This window comes from Cyanobium usitatum str. Tous (assembly GCF_003011885.1).
Classification (GTDB): Bacteria; Cyanobacteriota; Cyanobacteriia; order PCC-6307; family Cyanobiaceae; genus Cyanobium_A; species Cyanobium_A usitatum.
In genome coordinates this window covers 16,277-35,525 of sequence record NZ_PXXO01000020.1, presented here as the reverse complement: position 1 = coordinate 35,525, position 19,249 = coordinate 16,277, and the positions used below count along the sequence as shown (strand labels likewise).

At 61.8% G+C, this 19,249-nt stretch carries 19 protein-coding genes; 8 read left to right on the top strand and 11 right to left on the bottom strand.

The features are described 5' to 3' along the window. Nucleotides 1-79: 79 nt before the first annotated feature. The 5 genes from C7K55_RS12745 to C7K55_RS12725 form a co-directional block, all read right to left on the bottom strand. The gene (locus C7K55_RS12745; RefSeq protein WP_106633097.1) at nt 80-889 is read right to left on the bottom strand and encodes an inositol monophosphatase family protein; all 810 of its coding nucleotides are present in this window, start codon (nt 887-889) and stop codon (nt 80-82) included. Beyond that, nucleotides 886-2,301 carry a BCD family MFS transporter gene (locus C7K55_RS12740; protein ID WP_106633107.1) on the bottom strand — a complete coding sequence of 472 codons (1,416 nt, stop codon included), beginning with the start codon at nt 2,299-2,301 and terminating at the stop codon, nt 886-888. Before C7K55_RS12740 ends, C7K55_RS12745 begins: the two co-directional genes overlap by 4 nt. Nucleotides 2,302-2,308: 7 nt before the next feature. Beyond that, nucleotides 2,309-3,874 carry a TolC family protein gene (locus C7K55_RS12735; RefSeq protein ID WP_106633106.1) on the bottom strand — a complete coding sequence of 522 codons (1,566 nt, stop codon included), beginning with the start codon at nt 3,872-3,874 and terminating at the stop codon, nt 2,309-2,311. A 150-nt stretch (nt 3,875-4,024) separates the two neighbouring features. Continuing rightward, entirely contained in the window at nt 4,025-5,428 is a 1,404-nt protein-coding gene (locus C7K55_RS12730; protein WP_106633096.1) for a TIGR03279 family radical SAM protein, read from the bottom strand. Nucleotides 5,429-5,450: 22 nt separating this feature from the next. Beyond that, a complete protein-coding gene (locus C7K55_RS12725) occupies nt 5,451-6,329 on the bottom strand; it encodes an undecaprenyl-diphosphate phosphatase (protein ID WP_241518370.1) in 879 nt (292 codons plus the stop codon). A 198-nt stretch (nt 6,330-6,527) separates the two neighbouring features. Here C7K55_RS12725 and C7K55_RS12720 point away from each other — a divergent pair, with 198 nt between their 5' ends. The 3 genes from C7K55_RS12720 (at nt 6,528) to nadB (ending at nt 9,376) form a co-directional block, all read left to right on the top strand. Then, a complete protein-coding gene (locus C7K55_RS12720) occupies nt 6,528-7,145 on the top strand; it encodes a DUF3120 domain-containing protein (protein ID WP_241518369.1) in 618 nt (205 codons plus the stop codon). A gap of 111 nt (nt 7,146-7,256) precedes the next feature. Continuing rightward, complete coding sequence (gene psbU, locus C7K55_RS12715; RefSeq protein WP_106633094.1) at nt 7,257-7,634, top strand: photosystem II complex extrinsic protein PsbU; 378 nt, start codon at nt 7,257-7,259, stop codon at nt 7,632-7,634. Between the two features lie 86 nt (nt 7,635-7,720). After that, nucleotides 7,721-9,376, top strand: coding sequence for an L-aspartate oxidase (gene nadB, locus C7K55_RS12710; protein ID WP_106633093.1), 1,656 nt, complete (start codon nt 7,721-7,723; stop codon nt 9,374-9,376). On the opposite strand, the gene C7K55_RS12705 is transcribed toward nadB, so the two are convergent. Further along, entirely contained in the window at nt 9,355-10,281 is a 927-nt protein-coding gene (locus C7K55_RS12705) for a vitamin K epoxide reductase family protein (RefSeq protein WP_241518368.1), read from the bottom strand. The two genes, nadB and C7K55_RS12705, sit on opposite strands and share 22 nt — an antisense overlap. A gap of 100 nt (nt 10,282-10,381) precedes the next feature. Between C7K55_RS12705 and rimO the strand changes: the two genes are divergently transcribed. Then, a complete protein-coding gene (gene rimO / locus C7K55_RS12700) occupies nt 10,382-11,782 on the top strand; it encodes a 30S ribosomal protein S12 methylthiotransferase RimO (protein ID WP_106633092.1) in 1,401 nt (466 codons plus the stop codon). Beyond that, the gene (locus C7K55_RS12695; protein ID WP_106633091.1) at nt 11,779-13,002 is read left to right on the top strand and encodes an MFS transporter; all 1,224 of its coding nucleotides are present in this window, start codon (nt 11,779-11,781) and stop codon (nt 13,000-13,002) included. Before rimO ends, C7K55_RS12695 begins: the two co-directional genes overlap by 4 nt. On the opposite strand, the gene C7K55_RS12690 is transcribed toward C7K55_RS12695, so the two are convergent. After that, entirely contained in the window at nt 12,989-13,081 is a 93-nt protein-coding gene (locus tag C7K55_RS12690) for a cytochrome b6-f complex subunit 6 (protein WP_106633090.1), read from the bottom strand. The two genes, C7K55_RS12695 and C7K55_RS12690, sit on opposite strands and share 14 nt — an antisense overlap. 155 nt (nt 13,082-13,236) lie before the next feature. On the opposite strand from C7K55_RS12690, the gene C7K55_RS12685 reads away from it, so the two are divergent. Beyond that, nucleotides 13,237-14,844: a B12-binding domain-containing radical SAM protein gene (locus C7K55_RS12685; RefSeq protein WP_106633089.1), complete on the top strand. Its 1,608-nt coding sequence runs from the start codon at nt 13,237-13,239 to the stop codon at nt 14,842-14,844. 84 nt (nt 14,845-14,928) lie between these two features. On the opposite strand, the gene C7K55_RS12680 is transcribed toward C7K55_RS12685, so the two are convergent. Both C7K55_RS12680 and C7K55_RS12675 read right to left on the bottom strand, forming a co-directional pair. Then, on the bottom strand, nt 14,929-15,312 hold the full coding sequence (locus tag C7K55_RS12680) for a DUF4346 domain-containing protein (RefSeq protein ID WP_193486333.1): 384 nt from the start codon (nt 15,310-15,312) through the stop codon (nt 14,929-14,931). Further along, a complete protein-coding gene (locus tag C7K55_RS12675) occupies nt 15,305-16,495 on the bottom strand; it encodes a GNAT family N-acetyltransferase (RefSeq protein WP_106633088.1) in 1,191 nt (396 codons plus the stop codon). The genes C7K55_RS12680 and C7K55_RS12675 overlap by 8 nt, the downstream gene beginning before the upstream one ends. 53 nt (nt 16,496-16,548) lie before the next feature. Here C7K55_RS12675 and C7K55_RS12670 point away from each other — a divergent pair, with 53 nt between their 5' ends. Further along, nucleotides 16,549-16,971 carry a hypothetical protein gene (locus tag C7K55_RS12670; protein ID WP_241518367.1) on the top strand — a complete coding sequence of 141 codons (423 nt, stop codon included), beginning with the start codon at nt 16,549-16,551 and terminating at the stop codon, nt 16,969-16,971. Here C7K55_RS12670 and C7K55_RS12665 read toward each other — a convergent pair. Both C7K55_RS12665 and C7K55_RS12660 read right to left on the bottom strand, forming a co-directional pair. Beyond that, nucleotides 16,944-17,588 carry a RibD family protein gene (locus C7K55_RS12665; RefSeq protein ID WP_106633087.1) on the bottom strand — a complete coding sequence of 215 codons (645 nt, stop codon included), beginning with the start codon at nt 17,586-17,588 and terminating at the stop codon, nt 16,944-16,946. The two genes, C7K55_RS12670 and C7K55_RS12665, sit on opposite strands and share 28 nt — an antisense overlap. Then, nucleotides 17,585-18,547 (bottom strand): 6-pyruvoyl trahydropterin synthase family protein, encoded by a 963-nt coding sequence (locus C7K55_RS12660; RefSeq protein WP_106633086.1) that lies wholly within the window; start codon nt 18,545-18,547, stop codon nt 17,585-17,587. Before C7K55_RS12660 ends, C7K55_RS12665 begins: the two co-directional genes overlap by 4 nt. Before the next feature lie 70 nt (nt 18,548-18,617). Here C7K55_RS12660 and C7K55_RS12655 point away from each other — a divergent pair, with 70 nt between their 5' ends. After that, nucleotides 18,618-19,244 carry a shikimate kinase gene (locus C7K55_RS12655; RefSeq protein ID WP_106633085.1) on the top strand — a complete coding sequence of 209 codons (627 nt, stop codon included), beginning with the start codon at nt 18,618-18,620 and terminating at the stop codon, nt 19,242-19,244. Nucleotides 19,245-19,249 lie beyond the last annotated feature (5 nt).

The window sequence follows — 19,249 nt, the reverse complement described above, 5'->3', positions numbered from 1 at the left end:
GTAAGCCTGCTCGCTTCGGGTTCTTCCCCCTTGCGCGCAGTCCAAAAACATATCACCTCCTATGCCCTTCTGGCAAGTATCAGGCGACCAGCGCATCGGCCCAGGGCATGAAGCGGGCCAAGGTTTCCGGCCGATCGGCCGCCAGCACAGGGAAATCGGCTGCAGACAGATCGGAACCAGCATCGATTGATTCCGGTGATCGCACCAGCCAACGGATCGGGCAGTCCAACTCGCTGAGCACCAACCACGCTGCTGCCAGATCCCAGATTTTGGGAGTGGCCTCAAGGGCTGAGATCGTTTGCCCCATCGCCACACTGACAAGATTGAGGCTTGCCACCCCAAGCAAACGGATTTTCCCAGGGAAGCGTTGATTGGGCAGCTTTTGCAGCACTCCTATCGAACGGCTGCACAAGGAAGCGCAGCCAGCAGGGTGGCTCTGCCCGGAGGGAGCCAGCAGGAGGCGACCATTGCGCCAGGCGCCCTGACCGCGTATCGCTACGATCCGCTGCCGCAGAGGTGGCACATCCAGTACGGCAAGCACGGGACGACCAGCCTCAAAACGCGCTATTGAAATGGCCCAGTAGGGAATCCCAGCCGCAAAATTAGTGGTGCCATCCAGGGGATCAACCACCCAATAAGCAGAGGTCTTAGGCACTGTTTTGTCGCCTTCCTCGCTTAGCACCCCTTCACCGGGAAACAAGCGAGCCAATCCTTCAACCAGGGTCGCATCACTCCAGCGGTCACAGGCCGTGATCAGGCTGCCGTCTGATTTGAGATCGGAGGCCATATGACCAAAATCAGCCCGCTGCCGGTCAGCCACAAGATCAATCAGCTCAACCAGGCCTGGATTGAGATCTGGGGGGGAAAGCACTGGGTGTTCTGGGTTCATCCGAGCTCTAGGGCCAGCACCTTGCTGAGGCTGCGACCCGTATCCTCCCTGAATTGGCGCAGGTTGACGCGCCTCAGCAACACCAGGGCACCAAAAGCAACCAGCACCTCCACGCCCAAAACCAGGGCGTAGGGGAAATAAACAGACGGGGCAAGCTCGAAAGCCTGCTGGAGAGAACGAGCTAGATCAAGCAGTCCACCACCGAGCAGTTTCCCTAAGGCCCTTGATAAGGCCTGGGCCAGACCCCAGACCCCTACAAAGGTGCCAGCAGCCTCCGGCAAGGTGAGATCAAGCATCAGCACTAGGGCGCTGTTGGTCCCTATGCCCGCCGCCAAGCCAAACAGGAGCATGACTACCTGCAGCACCGGCACACGGGGCTCCAAACCAGCTAATGCCAAACACACCAGGCTGACCAAGATCAACTGGCAACCCAGTCGCGCAGTTGCCAACTTGCCGAGCCTGGGCACGATCCACAGCCCAGCAAGCAGCAAGCCCGTCAAAGTTCCCATACCCCAGATGGCGTTCAGGGATGCCGTGGCTGCAATCGGCATGCCAAACACGTCTGCTGCGTAGCTCTCAAGAATGGGGTCCTGTAGAAACAAGCCGAGGGTGAACAGCACAAGAAAGGAGAAAAAAACCAGGACCTGACGGCTTGAGCTGACAAGTGCCCAGGCCTGGGCGAGGGTGATGGAATCCTCCCGGCGCTGCCCGCCCGCAGGCAAGTCAAGTTGCTTTTTGCTGGGTTCGAGCCCAACGGTGGCAACAACCGTGAGCACAAGCACCACTACGGCCACCCGGCCCATGAAGCCAAGCAATACAGGCTCCAAAAGGGCAGGATCGGTGATGCCATCAAGACTGCGCAAGCTCAGATTGATCGAGATTGCCCCAATCACAATGCCCACAGTGAGCAGACACCAAATCAAGCCCACCGCCCGGGGCCGCTCAGCCTCGCTGGTGCGATCAATTACGAGGGCGAGATAGGGGGTGGAGGCGAGGGAAATCGCCAGACCATAAAGAGCAAACAGCCCGCAAAGCGCCGCGATTCCCAATGCCAGTTCAGGCTGGGAAGCAGCTTCAAGCAAGCGACCCACATGAAAGATCAGGGGAACGGACAGCACCGCCAAGCCACAAAACAGGGCAGTACCCAGCCATATATAGGGAAGCCGGTGACGCCCCGCCCAGGGATGGGCATCTGAAATTTGGCCGAACAACACCCTGGAGGGAGCAACAAACTGTTCAAACGCCAGCGCCCCACCAACAAGTAGGCCGGGGAACTCAAGCTCGCTAAGCATGACCCTGTTGAGCAGGCCCGCGAAGATGACGGCTAAGCAGCCCAAACAACCCTGGAACAAACCCAATCGCAGGGTGTTGGGCAGCCCAAGTGAAGGCTGTTGATCAACGGACGACGCCACCACGGCGTCAGACTGCTCCCTGGGCAGCTGCCTGACAGGCAGGAATTAGGGGTGTGGGTTCGACGGGAACATCTGAAGCGCCGGCAGGCTTGACCGCTGGTAGGGACTGGGGCGTGCAACCAGCCACTTGATCTAGCCCGGTTCGGCGACGCAACTCAGCCAGACGCTTGTTGTAGTCAGTGATTGAATTGGAATAGCGCACTTCTGCCTGGGTGAGATCTCGCTGGTTGTCCACCACCTCTCGCTGGGTTGTAACACCAGCCTGGAAGCGCAGACGAGCTAGCCGCAAAGATTCGCGAGCTGAAATCACCTCCCTAGAAGTAGTCACAATGTTGCGATTATTTTTCTCAAGTTCATAGAAACTGGCCTCCACTTCCTGACGAATGCCGTCTCGGCGCTGGGCGAAGCGAAAGGTATTTTCTTGGGCAAGCTGCTTATTTTGCCGAGATTGGGCCGCAGCCGCCCCACCATCAAAAATACGCCAGCTCAGGTTGACGCCAATGGCAGTGTCGTAATTACTTCCATCAACACCAGCCTGCGCGACAATCACTGGATCCTGACCGTCGAAGACATTGCCGGAGAAGGCCGCGACTATATTTAAAAATGGTTGAACCTCTCCGAGGGCAGCGTTAGCCTGACTGTTAGCGATAGAAATATCAAGCAGGGCTTGATCCAGCTCTTCGCGAAAAGTATATGCAGCAACAATACTTTCCTGCAATGAAGGCTGCCAAATGCCAAAGACCCTTGCCGGATCTTTGGCGGTTGGAGTTACGTTTTGGGGAAGATCCAACAGCGCCGCCAACGTGCGGCGAGCAATTGCTTGAGCAGCAAGTGAATTAGTTAATAATTGCTGATCTCGGGAGAGCTGGGTTTCTGCCTCCAAGACTTCTAATTTAGTGGCAACCCCAGCTTGGAAGCGAGCCTTGGAGTCTCTCAGGCTCACGATCGAAGCACGCACGGACTCTTGGCCAATGCGGACTTGATCGTCGGACTGTTGGAGATCAAAATACGCAGATGCCGTCTGCAGGCGTAAATCTCGTAGGGCAATGACATATTGAAACTTGGCCCTCTCAAATTGATCCCGCGCCGCTGCGATAGTCGGAACCCGCTGAGGGTTAATCAAGGACCATTGGGCTGTCAACGCAGCTCCCAAGTCCCAGCGATCAGTCAGGGCAGCGCCGGAAAAAGCATTTGAACGCGCCTGCCCTGTTGTAAAGGTTGGAAGCGAGTTTGCCTCAAGATTTAGGTTGGGATACCACTGAGAAATCTGGGCTCGTAGATTACTTTGCGCCTGATCAACCTGGCTGGCAATCGCCTTAAGATTGGGGTTATTGACCTCGGCAAGGTTTTCTACTTCAACTAAACCAAGGGGGCGCAACTCTGTTATTCTGACTTGCTCAGGCTTGACCGGCAGCGTCAAGGAGGCGGGTGCGGGCAGATTCTCAAGCCCAGGCGCCAGCTTGGTAGATGCCGGAGTCACGAGGGTTGGGTTTAGGCGTGGCCGATAGCCCCGCAACTTCGTAGTCGAGTCGCCACGCAGCGCTTCAGGCGCCAGTGGCAACGATGGAGGCATGGGCAAAGTCAAATCCGCCTGGGAAGCAGCAGGCGCCGGCTTGTCCTGAGCTTGGGCTGCAAAGGACAACAAAGGAGTGCCCAGCAGGCAAAGCAGAGCTAAGCGGGAAGTGAAATTGTGCACGCCAACAACAGCCTAATCCCGCACATCTTAAGGAGTTAATGGAAACTTGCCTAAACATGAGGCCACAAGGTCGTCTGCACCCTTCAGCAGCTGCACAGGCACCGGCAGCTGGGCCTCGACCTCAGCCAGGCTGAGGTCGTCGAGGAATACCGGTTCGCCCTGGCGCAGCATTACCGCTGGCAGCAGCAAGGCCTCGCCCAAATCCAAGCCAGCCAAGCCGGTAAGCAGATCAGAACCGGTCAGCAGGCCCGTAACCACCTGCTCCTGCCCCCAGTAAGGGCTGGGCAAGCCATGCAAAATCAGGTCAAGCCCCTCAACCGCATTGAGCCTGGCCACCACGGGCTCGAGGGCTTCGGCCACCAGCTGGCCCACCACCCAGCTCAGCCGCCGCGGCCTGGCCAGGGCCTTGGGCAGCTTCCGGGTAGCGAGCTCAAGCGCCTCGATAAAGGCGCGAATGCTGCCCACGCCGTTTTCCTGCTGGGGTAGGTCCTCGTAATCTGCCCGGGGGGGAAGGGGCAGCCCCGCCATCAAATACCACTCATCGGACAACCAAACGAAACGACTACCCAGATCTCGCTGAAAGCCCTGCTGCAAGGGCTCCACCAAGGCGATTACCTGGCGGGCAGACTGGCGATCTACGGGTACGAGGGCATCCCCATCGGGACGAAAACGGGTAAGCCCCACGGGCACCACTGCCACGGAGAGCACCGCGGGCCAATCGCCAGCGCCAAATTGGGCCAAATCCTGCAAGGTGCGCAGTAGGGCCGGGCCATCGTTGATACCGGGGCACACCACCACTTGGGCGTGGATCTGCAAATCCCGCTGGGCGAACCAGCCAAGCTGATCGAGCAGCAGAGCGGCCCGAGGATTGACTAGCAAACGGCTACGCAGCTCAGGCTCGGTGGCATGGACGGAAACGAACAAGGGCGAAAGCCGCTGTTCCTCGATCCGCTGCCAATCAGCGGCGGTGAGATTGGTGAGTGTTAGGTAGGAGCCGTAAAGAAAACTGAGCCGGTAATCATCATCTTTGAGGTAGAGACTGCTGCGGCGACCCGGTGGCTGCTGGTCGATGAAGCAGAACGGACAGGCGTTGTTGCACTGCTTGAGGCCATCGAACAAAGCTTCGGTGAATCCCAGTCCCAAGCCCTCATCGAGATCCTTCTCCAACTCAACCGTATGCAGGGATCCGTCTGGATCTTCAACTTCCAAGGTGAGCTCTTCCTCTCCCACCAACATCTGAACATCGATTAGATCCCGTGGACGCTTGCCATTGATGCTGAGCAGGCGGTCGCCCGGCTGAAAGCCCAACTCCTCAGCGATCGAACCAGGCTCCACCGAGGCGACCACGGCAGGGGCCGGCAAGCGCACCGCCCCTGGAGAGCTGCCATCGAGGGCAGCCAGGGCAATCCCCGCAGAGGGCTCATTCCACACGGCGTTAGGGGTTGCTAAGGATTCAGACTCCCATCCTGGCGCCAAGCCAAATCAATATGCCCACCCCGAAGAGCAGGCGATAGGCGACAAATACCCAGGTGCTGTTCGTTTGCAGAAAACGCAGCAACCAGGCGATCGCCAACCAGGACACCACCGCAGCGGCAACGATCCCCACAAGCAAGGGCACGGCGCCTCCACCAGTTGGAGCACTGAATGCCTCCTTGAGGGACACCAGCCCTGCCAGGGTGATTGCCGGAATGCCCAACAAAAAAGAGAAGCGGGCGGCGGCCGGGCGCTGCCAGCTGTCAAACAAAGCGGCAGTGAGGGTGCTCCCCGAGCGGGAAACGCCTGGCACCAGAGCCAGTGCTTGAGCCAGGCCGACCCAGACACCATCGCGGGGCTGCACATCAACCAGCTCGCGGCGACGACTACCCACCAGCTCAGCCAGAGCCAGCAACAGGGCCATCACGATCGACACGACCGCGATCGAGGCCATGCTGCGCAGCGGCGAGTTGTCGTAATCGGGCACCCAAAGTTTCAAAGCCAAACCAGCAAAAACAATCGGCAGAGTGCCAAGGGCAATGGCGACACCCATGCGAGCGGAGGGGTCGCCCCACTGACCGTGACGGCAGGCCCGGCCCACACCCCTGATCACTTCAGCCAGGTCTGAGCGGAAATAAGCCAACACCGCCGCGATGCTGCCCAGCTGAATCACCGCCGTGACCGCCACCCCCGGGTCACCCCAGCCGAGCAAGACCGGCACCACCTTGAGGTGGGCGGTGCTGCTGATCGGCAAAAACTCCGTCAGCCCCTGCAAAACCCCCAACACCAGGGATCGAAAGCAGGCTTCCCAGAAACCGATCACCGCAACGGGCAGGTTCGGCATGGCAGCGGACAACATCGCGGGCAACACGAGCTGCAACGACCCTATGGCGCGGCTCCCCGCTTGAACCCTTAAGGTTGCGCATCTTTCTTCACAATTTTGGTGGTCGGGGCCCCTCCCAGCGCAATAGCCCCGGCAGGCCTTCCGGCCGTTCCTTCGCTGCGTGCGTTGCTGCAGGTGTGCCGCAACCCTGGGCTGAGCCTAATCAGCGGGGTTTTGGTCACCCTGCCAGTTTTCCTGCAGGCCCCATGGGTGCGGCTTGCACCTTTCAGTGCGGCTCTGTTCACGGTGCCCCTCCTCGGCCTGGCGCTAGCCCTGAGTCAGCACCCCAATCCCCGAGCCAGTCGAGCCGGGGAATTGCTAGTTGGTTTCTGCGGCAGCTGGTTGGCAGGCAGCCTGTTTTGGGGCTGGTGCCGGCTCCATCCGGTTTGGCACCTGCCCATCGAGGCTTTTGCCCTGCCTCTAGCTCTGACTGGACTGCAGAGCCGCTGGAAATTTGCCTGCGGTTTCTACTTGGGGTCCCTGCTTGGTACGGCAGCCACTGATGCAGCCATAGCCGGCACCGGGCTGATGCCCTCCTGGCCCCAGATCCTCAATGCGGGCAGCACCGAAGCACCCCTGCTCCTGCAAGCTGCAGCCCAGCAGGTGCTCGCACCCCAAAGCCTGGTGTTGGTTGTGCTGTGCGCTGCGGTGCTGGTTCAAGCCTGCCGCTGGCTCTGGGGTTTGGGCGAGGTGGGACGCATAACCAGTGCAGCCTTGGCCACGACCTTGGCGGTAGATGCCCTTTTCCTGCTGGCCTCTCTTGGGGCACCGAGCCTGAGCGGCCTGATCTGAAGAACTGCAAATCCTGGAGGGTTACAGGTAGAGATTCCGGCATGGCTCTGTAACGTTGGAATCCCGGTGACCGATGTCGCCTCCCTTCCCGTAGTTCAACGGAGTGTCGTGATGAAACGGCTGGTTGCCTGGCTGATTAGTGGGGTTGTGCTGGCCGGCCTCTTGATCACGTTGCTGATTCCACCCCCGGCTTACGCAGCCGATCGTCGCAACCAAGCCGACGACAAAATCGCCGAGCGAGCCGGCAAGGTGGACCTAAACAACTGTTCTGTGCGCCGCTTCCAGGATTACCCAGGCATGTATCCGACCCTGGCCGGCAAAATCGTCCTGGGAGGCCCCTATGCCAGCGTTGACGATGTGCTGAACCTCGATCTGACCGATCGCCAAAAGGAGCTGTTCACCAAGTACAAGGACAACTTCACAGTCACTGATGCAGTCATCGCCCTCAACGAAGGCGACGACCGCATCAACGATGGCCAGTACCGCTGAGGCTTAAAATTCGATTCTCTTGAAAGCCGTCGGGGCCTTCCGGCGGCTTTTTTAGTGCCGACCTTTGTCGGATGTCTTCAGCCGCCATGGCAGAGCAGTCCTGGGATGTGGTGGTAGTTGGCAGTGGAGCAGCCGGGCTCATGGCCTGCCTGGAGCTGCCCAGCCATCTGCACGTGCTGTTGCTAAGCAAGGACAGTGATCCCAGCACCACACCCCGATCCGCCAGCCGCTGGGCCCAGGGAGGCATAGCCGCAGTAACAAGACCCAACGACAGCTTCCAGAGCCACATCGAAGACACCCTGGTGGCAGGGGCTGGACTGGGCGATCTGGCGGCCGTGGAGCTACTTGTGCATGACGCTCCAGGCTGCGTAGAGCGCCTGCTGGAGCTGGGCATGGCCTTCGACCGCGACGGCAAAAATCTGAGCACAACCCTGGAAGCCGCCCACAGCCACCGGAGGGTGCTGCATGCCCAGGACCGCACCGGCGGCGCCCTGGTGGAAGCCTTGGAACGGGAGGTTCTGCTTCGGCCCCGGCTAGAACAGCGAAAGGGCGTTGTGGCCTGGCAACTCTGGTTGGAGCAGGGCCGCTGTGTGGGCCTGGCGGTGCTCGAGGAGAACCGCCTCCACTGGCTTACAGCCCGGGCTGTGGTGCTGGCCACTGGTGGTGGAGGCCACCTTTTCGCCCACACCACCAACCCCAGCCTGGCGAGCGGCGACGGGGTAGTGATGGCCTGGCAAGCCGGCGCAAAACTGCGCGATCTGGAGTTTGTGCAGTTTCATCCCACCGCCCTCATGCTGCCGGGTGCACCCCACTTCCTGATATCTGAGGCGGTGCGCGGCGAAGGCGCACGCCTGGTGGAAGAGTCGGGAGCCAGCCCGGTGGCGCAGCTGCCGGGAGCAGATCTCGCCCCAAGGGATGCGGTAAGTCGCGCCCTGGCCAGAAGGATGCAGGCCCTAGACGTAGACCATCTGTGGCTGGATTTGCGGCCTGTGGGACTGCCGCGCCTGGAGCGCCAGTTCCCCACGATCTTGGGGCGTTGCCGTGAACTCGGGCTGGAACCCACCCGGGAGGCGATCCCGGTGGCCCCGGCCGCCCACTACTGGATGGGCGGCATTTGGACCGATCTCCAAGCCGCCACCAGCGTGCCTGGCCTGTATGCCGTAGGCGAAGTGGCCTGCACGGGCGTGCACGGGGCCAACCGGCTAGCCAGCAACTCCCTGATGGAGTGCCTGGTGTTTGCCCGCCAGCTACGCACAATCGAGCTGGCGCCGGGCAGGCCAACCGAGGCCGACCCAGAGGGGCTAATCACCACAACCCAGCTGGCCTTGCCCCCAAAAGAGCGCCTGGAGGCCCAGATCAGCGCCCTGCGGGATCTTTGCTGGCAGGTGGCGGGTGTAGAGCGCAATGGCTACTCCCTGGGGCCTGCCCTTCAGCAACTTCGGGGCCAGCGCCGGCAGCTCGAAGCAAGCCAAGCCTGGAGGCAGCTACAAATCGTGAAGCCGGGCCAGAGCGTCCAATTCGAGCCCGCGGCGGTGCCCGCACTGCGGCGGCTGCAGGAACTGCAGCAACGGCTGGTGCTGACCGAGCTGCTAATCGAAGCTGCCCTGTTCCGCACCGAGAGCCGGGGCGGACACCACCGCACAGATTCGCCCCATGCCCAGCCTTTTTGGCAGCGCCACACCGATCAACAGCGGCACCGGCCCCCCAGCACCGCTGCTGTTCAGGGCACTGGGCCGGCGTAACCGGATAGCCGGCCGAGATCAGCTAGGGACTTAACCCCAGAATCGAGCTTGCCGTTGATCTCCCAGGTGGGGAAGCCCTCAATGGCCTTGGTGTCGCACAGTGACTTCTGGCTGTTTTGGCCATCGGCAGCGCACTCAACCAGGCCCAACTTGGCGCTGGCTTCCTTGCCGAACAGCTCCTTCTGCTCATGGCAATGGGGGCACCAGTAGGCCGTGTACATCACCGCGCCAGTTCGACTGAGATGCTCTGCCAGGGCAATCGCTTCTGGACTACTGGTGGCCACAACTAGGGGAGGGACCCCAGCCCCCCGCACCGCTGCGGGGCGATCCACAGAAGCCGCCCAGCCCAGGCCCACCATGCCCACCAACAAGGCCACGATCACGGCCCTGAACACCAGCTGGCCGCGGTCTTCCCACTCCCCACCAACGAGGCTGATCACTAACAGGCTCAGGCTGAGAGTCGCTGAGAGCACGCAGAAGAAACAGAAGGCCTGAATCTTCAGAACCATCACCCCCATCAACAACAGGCTGAAAACAGCCATGCCCGTGCTCAGCAGCAATAGGGCCCACCAACTGCGCTGGGCAAGGGCCGCTCTCGAGTCGCCGCGCAGCACCAGCGGCAGCACAGCAAGCAACAAAACCGCCCCGTAGGCCAGCCAGCCAAACAAAGACAGGGGCTGGCCAAAGATGCTGCCCCAGGCGCTGTTCAGCACCTTGTCGCAGCCCTCTGCTCCGCCAGGGCAACTCAGAGGACCCAGCAGACCCCAACGCTTCAGGGTGATGGCGCCGGTATCGATGGCGCCGATGGTGGCCAACACAGCCATGGCCACCCGCGCCCAGCGGCGGGCCGGATCACTACGGCGCCGGCTGGAGCTAAGGCGCTGGCTGAGGCGGGTTGAGGTCACGGGTAGTAGCCCAGGCTGGCCTGATTGTGGCAGGCGCAAACCAGGGTTTCAGGGTGCCGTCAGAGTGCAACGTAGGGTGAATCCCTGCCCTGGTAAAACTGTGACCCAGGAAACCCACGCTCCTGCAGCCAAGCCCACCGTGGCATTTGCCCACTTGGGCTGCGAAAAAAACCGCGTGGACACCGAGCACATGCTGGGTCTGCTAGCCGAGGCCGGCTACGGCGTCAGTGCCGACGAAAGCGACGCCACCTTGGTGGTTGTGAACACCTGCAGCTTCATCCAGGAAGCACGCGAGGAGTCGGTGCGCACCCTGGTGGAGCTAGCCGAACAGGGCAAGGAACTCATCATCGCGGGCTGCCTGGCCCAGCACTTCCAGGAGGAGCTGCTCGAAAGCCTCCCCGAAGCCAAGGCGATCGTGGGCACCGGCGACTACCAACACATCGTCAGCGTGCTGGAGCGGGTGGAGGCCGGCGAGCGGGTCAATCAGGTGAGCGCCAATCCCACCTTCGTCGGCGACGAGCACCTGCCCCGCTACCGCACCACCAGCGAAGCCGTGGCTTACCTGAAGGTGGCCGAGGGCTGCGACTACCGCTGTGCTTTCTGCATCATTCCCCACCTGCGCGGCAATCAGCGCTCCCGCCCGATCGAGAGCATCGTGGCTGAAGCGAAGCAGCTAGCGACTCAGGGGGTGAAGGAGTTGGTGTTGATCAGCCAAATCACCACCAATTACGGCCTCGATCTAGCCGGCAAGCCCCAGCTGGCGGAGCTGCTGCGGGCCCTTGGGGAGGTGGAAATCCCCTGGATCCGCGTTCACTACGCCTACCCCACCGGACTCACCGAGGCAGTGCTTACGGCCTACCGCGAGGTGGCCAACGTGTTGCCCTATCTGGATCTGCCTTTGCAACACAGCCACCCCGAGGTGCTGCGCGCAATGAACCGCCCCTGGCAAGCGGATGTAACCGGCGGCGTGCTGCGGCGGATCCGCGAACAGCTGCCCGAGTCGGTGCTGCGCACCACCTTCATCGTGGGCTTTCCTGGCGAGACCGAAGAGCACTTCCAGCACCTGCTCGATTTCGTGACCGAGCAGCAGTTCGACCACGTGGGCGTGTTCACCTTTTCACCGGAGGAGGGCACCCCCGCCGCCGACCTGCCGGACCAGGTGCCCGCCGAGGTGGCAGCAGAGCGAAAGGATCGCCTGATGGCCCTACAGCAGCCGATCGCCGCCGCCTGCAACGCCGCCTGGGTGGGCCGGATCGTGGATGTGCTGATCGAGCAGGAGAACCCCAGCAGCGGTGAGATGCTCGGCCGCTGCGCCCGCTTCGCCCCCGAGGTTGATGGCGAAGTGCGGGTGCATCCAGGCGAGGGCGGACTTTGCGCAGCACCAGGAACCATGGTGCCGGTGCGCATCACTGCTGCCGACACCTACGACCTGATCGGCGAGGTAGTGGGCGCCAAGGCGATGGTGGCTGAGGCCGTTGATGTCCGCCGCCTGGGCGCTTGAACTGGCGGACGCATCAACGCACCACCTTTCTGGTTGCCTCAGGACTGAGCACAGCTGGATCCTTCGCAGGCCTCACGGCTAAGGGCTGGATCCTGATGGATGGCAGCGGCAATGCCCTGGTGCTAGCCCTCCATTTCGCGGTGCTGGCCCTACCTGCCCTGCTGGTAAGTGGACCAGCAGGCGTTGCAACCGACAAGCTGGGCTGCGAAGCCGTACTGATCCGCTCCCAGTGGGGACTTTTCGCAGCAGGCATCCTGGGAGCCGTTGCCATACCCCTGAGCAATGGCGACCTGCAGGTTGTCCTGTTGCTCCTGAGCACCCTGCTGGTAGGCATCGCCAGTTCCTACGAACTCACGGCCCGCAACAAATATTGCGCCCTACTGGTGGAGGATCCCCAGCAACTGGCTCCGTACCTCACCAGCTTTTCGGTGGTTTTCAACGTGGGCAAGCTGGTGGGGCCTCCCATAGGGGGCTGGCTGCTGGCCTGGACCGGCGCGGGCACAGCCCTGGCGATCGATGCCGCCACTTACTTGATCCCCATCGCCTCAGTGCTGTGGCTGCTCCACCCCAATAGGGGGCTGGAGCAGCGCAGCGTGGCGGGCGCCAGCAGTGGGCTCAGAGCCGCCTGGCGCGGCAGTGGTCCAGTGCTGCGGCATGTGCTGATCTACACGGCACTGGCTTGTTTACTGGGCTTCTTCCACCCAGGCCTAGCCCCGTTGATGGCCCGGGACTTGCTGGGCCCCTCTCCCCAGTCCCTTGGCCTATTCACCAGTGTGTTGGCGGCAGGAAGCATCAGCGGCGGCCTGGTACTTCAGCGTCACAGTCGCTGGTTGAGCCAGCGGCCCGGCCTGCTGCTTGGAACCTGCACCCTGATCACCGCAACAGCCCAACTGGCCATGGCCGCTTTCAGCGGCCCAGAAACGCTGGGAATAGGTCTGGCGGCCACCTTCGCCGTCGGTGCTGGCACCGCCAGCCTGCTAGCAGGGGTCAATTTGATCAGCCAGGTGGGTTCTTCAATGGCCATCCGGGGGCGCATGGCCGGCCTGAGCCAGATTGCCTTCCTAGGTGGGGGCGGCCTCAGTGGCCTATTGGCAGCTGCCATGAGCCTGACGCTCGGGTTGCAGGGAACCTTTGCCGTGCTTGGGGCCGCTGGCTTCGTCTTGGGCCTACAGGAGCTGATCAGCCGCAGGGGCCTGAGACTCAAACTCAGATCAGTTTGATGCCGCGCAGCACGATCGATGCGGCAATGGCAACGGCAAGCCCACCACCAAACAAACCCAGGTAAATCGCAGCAGCCATGGCAGGCCATCATTGAAGGTGAGGCCATTACAGCAGAAAGCCCGCAGGCTTCAGCACTTCCGCAGACCTCCTAAGCTTTCATTCATCAACACCGCATTGCAGCGCAGAAAAAGCGCCCTGGTTTTCCCGGTCATCAACCCAGCTCGGCTGTTTGCATGCGTACTCTCTTCGTTTACCCAGAGTTCCCGAAAACCTTCTGGAGCTACGAAAAAATCCTCGAGTTGATCGATCGCAAGGTGCTTTTGCCGCCCTTGGGATTGGTCACAGTTGCTGCCCTGCTGCCCCAGTCATGGGAAATGAAGCTGGTTGACCGCAACGTGCGCGAGGTCAGCGAAGCCGAGTGGGACTGGGCCGAGCTGGTGGTGATCTCCGGGATGATCGTGCAGAAGGCCGATATGGCCACTCAGATCGGCAAGGCCAAGCAGCGCGGTATCCCCGTCGCCGTGGGAGGTCCTTTTGCCAGTTCCACCCCAGACGCGCCCGAGCTCGACCTAGCGGATTACAAGATCCTCGACGAGGGTGAAATCACCCTGCCGATGTTCATCGAAGCCATTGAGCGGGGTGACAGCCATGGCCGGTTTAGCTCTGATGGCGTCAAGCCAGATGTAACCGGAACGCCGATTCCACGCTTTGACCTACTAGAGCTGGACGCCTACTCAGAGATGTCGGTGCAGTTCTCCCGAGGCTGCCCCTTCCAGTGCGAGTTCTGCGACATAATTGTGCTGTATGGGCGCAAACCCCGCACCAAGAACCCTGAGCAGCTAATTGCCGAGCTGCAGTGCCTCTACGACTTGGGCTGGCGCCGCTCAGTGTTCCTGGTAGATGACAACTTCATAGGCAATAAGCGCAATGTCAAATTGCTGCTGCCGCTTTTGCGTCAATGGCAAATTGAGCACGGCTTCCCCTTCAGCTTCGCCACCGAAGCCTCAGTGGATCTGGCGGCGGACGATGACCTCATGCAAATGATGGTGGAATGCCGCTTTGAGAGCGTCTTCCTCGGCATCGAGACCCCCGACGAAGCAAGCCTGGAAACTGCCGGTAAATTACAAAATACCCGCAGCTCCCTAGTGGATTCTGTCGACAAAATCACCTCCTACGGATTGCGGGTGATGGCTGGTTTCATCATCGGATTCGACGGCGAGAAAGAGGGCGCGGGCGGCAGAATCGTCGAGTTCGTGACCCGCACCGGCATCCCCCACGCCATGATGGGCATGCTACAGGCCCTTCCAAACACAGCGCTTTGGCATCGCCTCGAGAGAGAAGGTCGCTTGATCGAAGGCAAGGCAGCTGCAAAAGGGGTTAACCAAACCAACCTGCTTAATTTCGAGCCAACCCGGCCAATTCGCGACATCGCCAATGAGTATGTCGACGCCTTCGGCGCCCTTTATGAGCCGAACGCTTTCATTGATCGCGTTTATTCCTACTTCCTGAAACTGCCACCCCAACAATGGAAGAAGTTGGTTGTTCCTGGCAGCCGTCCGCCCAAGCCGACCAGCTGGGTTGACCTGCGCGCTTTAGGAATCGTTCTTTGGCGCCAAGGCCTTAAGCGCAACACCAGGGTGCGTTTCTGGAAGGCGCTTTATGGCATGTACCGCCACAACCCGAAGCGGTTCACTGGCTTCATATCGATCCTGGCTCACAACGAACACTTCCTCGAATACCGCGCAATCGTGCGGCGCGAGATAGAAGAGCAGCTCGCCACCCTGCCACCCGATCCTCCAAAGGCCACAGCTGAACCGAGCAGAGAGCTACAGCCTGCTTAAAGGTGGTAGTTGAATCCAGTCGATTAACTTGGCTGGATTGGTGGATCAATATTTCTAGCCCTGAATTACTCAATATTTATTTATTCAATCTTGGATATATTCAATTCTTTGTTCAAGGCACGCTTGAGCTCTTTGAAGCTCTCTGCCTAGATAGAGGGCGTGGTCTAGGCAGGTGAGCGGGTGAGGGCCTGGACCTTCGGTCAGGTCAATACCCAGTTGCTTGGCACTGCAGCCCCGAAAAACTGCCAAGGGCGCACGAACGCCGCCGCCACGGCAGCTCAATACCTCTCCGGTATCGGGATCAATGGCTAAGCCCCGCTCATCGATGCCATTGCCGTAGTGCTCAACCACCAGCTCCGCCGCCTCGAGATCGATGCGAATTAGGAAGTAGCCGGCTGGGTCTAAGGCGATGAACCGCTGGGAGAGCTGGTCATCGAGCTGTTGGCGGCTGGGAGGTACTTCAGGCATGCGGTGGATCGTAGGCAGCCGTAAAAGGCAGCTCCGCATTCATGGCCGCCATCAGCTCGGCCATCTCCTCATTAGCCCCAGGCAACCAGCGCTGCAGGATCGAGGCAAAACGTGGATCGCTCCAGCGGTGCAGGCTGACGCGGGGCTGGGCCACGAAACCACGCCGGCGCTTGTGGCTACCGCCAGCGCCGGGATCAAAGGCGCGGATGCCACGCTCGATTGCCCAGGCAATCGGAGCGTAATAACAGACCTCAAAATGCAGGCAGTCAATCTGCTCATCACTGCCCCAGTAGCGACCCCAGAGCTGGTCGCCGGCGTGGACGCACAGCGACATGGCCACCGGCTCGCCGGGATCGCCGCGATGGGCACTGAAGAGCACTATGTGGCGCCGCAGCTCCGGATCGGCAGCCAGGGCAGCAAAAAAGGATTCACTCAGATATTTGCTGCCCCAGGCCCCCCAACGACTGCAGTGCTGGGCATAAAAGTCATACATGCGCCCAACTAAAGCCGGCGGGATTGCCTCACCCAGCAGGGGCGTAACCGTGAGGCCAGCGGCTGCCACCGCCTGCCGCTCCCGCTTGATGTTGCGGCGCTGGTTGGCATTGAAGCTGGCCAGGTAAGCATTGAAATCCCCATGGCCGGGGTTGATCCACTGGCTCTGCTGATTAACCCAGGCAGCACAGCCAGCCGCCTCAGCCAGCGGCTGCCAACCTGGATCCACATAAAGAAAATTGCAGCTGAGGATGGCGTGCTGGCGGCAGAACGCATCGATCAGCTCAAGCATCAAAGCGGTTAACTCCGCCTCGTCCTCAGCGGGGTCGATCAGGAAGCGGTATCCCTGAACCGGGCTGACCGGGCTCATGCCCACCAGCTTTGGGTAGTAGCGCAGGCCCAACTGGCCCGCGAGCTGGGCAAAACTCTGGTCGAAAACAAATTCGCCGTAGCTGTGACCCTTCAAATAGAGGGGAGCCACCGCCAGCAACACCTCGCCGCGCCACAGGCCCAGATGACAGCCCTGCCAGCCCTCCCGCGGCGCAATGCTGCCGCTTGCCTCGAGCTGCTGCAGCCAGCGCCAGCGATAAAAAGGCAACTCTTGGGGGTGCGCCGCGGCCAGCAGGGCATCCCAATCGGCTTCGGGAATCTCGGCCAGGCTTTGGTGCCAGCGGGCCTGCAACTCAGCCATGGCTGCAATAGGGGCTCGCAAGGCGCAAAACTAACTACAGCTGCGCCGCCTTGGTGCCTCAACCGTTACGTGCCCTGGCAACTCCGGTGCAACTGTTCGCCCCTGTACTGGTAGCCCCGGTGTTGCTGACGAGCCTGCTGCTGCCGGTGTTGCAGCTGGTACGCCCCCAACTGGAGCAACGGCTTAAAACCGTTTGCGTGGAAGCCGCAGCCGCCGGCAATGCCAGCCTGGCAGCCAAATTGGAAGCTCCCTGCGCCCAGCTGGCCCGGCCCACCAGCCAGTGCCTGGTGGAGGAAACCGCCTCGAGTGGAAGGGGCTTGGCGGTGCTGGGCGATCTGATCCGCGGCGACTTCGGCGCCGAAAGCGAAGTAGTGCTGAAACGCTGCCTGGCCCGCATGTTGGGCCTGCCCGCCGACATCCTCCAGCAGATTCCCCTGCGGGAGCTGGCTCAGGGATTCGCCAAGACGCGGCGGTAGCGCAGCAGCAACTCCTCACCCTCCAGACGCCGGTGCTCCTGCAGGCACCACTCCCCAACCTGAACTGCGGCCTCCAGGGGCAACCAGGCATGGGGTCCCCCCAGCAGCCGAGGGCAAAGCGTCAGCTGCAGCTCGTCGATCCAGCCTTCGGCCAGCAGGCTGGCGGCAAGGGCCGCACCGCCCAGCACCACCAGCCGGTCCAGCCCCTGATCCGCCAGGGCAGCCAGGGCCACACCCCAGCTCTCTAAATCCAGGCGACGATCAAAAGCCGGGGCTAGCGGCGATCGCTTGGGTGTCAGCAGCCAGCGCTGCAGCGGCTGCCGCCAGAAATGCAGATCCGGGGAAAAATCGTTGCTACGACTCACTACTACGGCCACCGGCTGCTCAGCGCGGCCGCTGGCTGCTCGCTCGGCCAGCAGGTGAGGCGCACGAATTAGGCAGGTACTGCCATGGCACCGCAGGGTTTCGGCACCGATCAGGCAGCCATCAGCCCAGGCGAGGGCCTCCTCCAACACCTGACGATCCCCTACTCCACCCAAATGGGCAGCGCCACCTTGCGGGGGCGCCAAGCGGCCATCCAGGCTGACGGCCAGCACCAGCCGCAGCACGGGTCTCAGCCAGCCACCAGGGCTTCGAGCGCCGCGGGCACCATTTCCAGCTGGGGAGTTTCAGCAAACACCTCGGCGGCGTTGTTGGGGCTTTCCTGCAGGCGCACCTTGTGCAGGCGGGCGCCGGTGGCTGCAATCGGAGCGCTGAGCAGGTCGGCGATGTGAAGGGCGATGTTCTCAGCTGTGGGCACCGTGCTGGCGAAGTGCTCCACGTCCTTGTTGAGGAAGGTGTGGTCGAAGGGCTCCACCACCAGGTCGTCGACGAGCTGCTGCAGAGCCGCCAGATCACAGACCATGCCGGTGCGGGCATCGATTGGGCCTCGGACGGTTACATCGAGCAGGTAGTTGTGGCCGTGGCCATGGGGCCGGGCGCACTTGCCGTAGATGGTTTCGTTTTCGCCTTGGGAGAGCTCGGGCCGGGCCAGGCGGTGGGCGGCGGCGAAGTGGGTGCGGATCGAGAGAAAGGCTTCCATGGGGGTTGGGGCGGAGCCGGGGGCGAGCAGGTCGACCCAGAGCGTGTCGGTTTCGTGCAGACGCAGCCCCACCAGGGGCAGCTGGGGGGCCAGGCGGGTCCAGATGGCCTGGCAAAGGGCTTCGGTAGTGGGCAGCTTGCCCTCAGGACGATCCAGATCGAACTCAGGCCAAGCCTCGTTGAGGTAGCGAAAATCAAGCTGGGCCGTCACCTCAGCCCGAATGGCGTGCTTCACCTCAGAGAGATTGAGCACCATGCCGTCCGCATCGAGCGGACCAGCCATCGCCACCACCAAGGTGTAGTTGTGGCCGTGGCCTGGGGCCAGGCTGCAGGGGCCGAAGCGGGCCTGATTCTCTTCAGCGCTGAGCTCCGGCAACCAGTAGCGATGACTGGCACTAAAGGTGGCCCGCCTGGTAATTACGCAGGGGCGGCCCCGCCCGTGGCTGGAGCTGGCCGGGTTCGGCGAGAAGCCTGACGCTGTTGCAGTAGCCGTCATCGCCCGGGTCGGTGGCGCACCATCCTAGAAACGGGCAAGGGCCAAGGCGTCGAACCAGGAAAACCCCGCCATGAATAGACCCCCATCGCCAAGCTTGGCCCAGCGCTTGCAAGGGCTAAACGTTTATTTGATCGGCATGATGGGCGCCGGTAAAAGCGCCGTCGGCCGCCCCTTGGCCGAAGCGCTGGGCTACCGCTTCCTTGATGCAGACGATGCCCTGGAGCAGGTTGCTGGCCGCACCATCCCCGAAATCTTCGCCACTGACGGCGAAGCCGGCTTCCGAGAACTGGAAACGGCGGTGCTTGGCCAGATCGCCGGCTGGCATTCCCTGGTGGTGGCCACCGGAGGTGGAGTGGTGACCAGGCCCGAGAACTGGGGCCATATGCGCCAGGGGGTGGTGGTGTGGCTAGATGCGCCAGCGCCATTGCTGCTGCAGCGCCTGCGCGCCGATTCCACCCCCCGGCCCCTGCTGCAGGCCGGTGATCCCGGCGCCCGCCTAGGCGAGCTGCTGGCCCAACGGCAACCTCTCTATGCCCAGGCCGACCTGCGGGTGCAGCAAGCTGGAGATAGCCCCGCCCAAGTGGCCCAGCAGGTGCTGGCCGATCTGCCAGCCATTCTCAAAGACCCAGCAGCGGTGCCTGAGGCCCCGGTGGAGCTGCGCCAGGCCGATGGCCAGATCACGCCATCCCTGAACTGAGTACC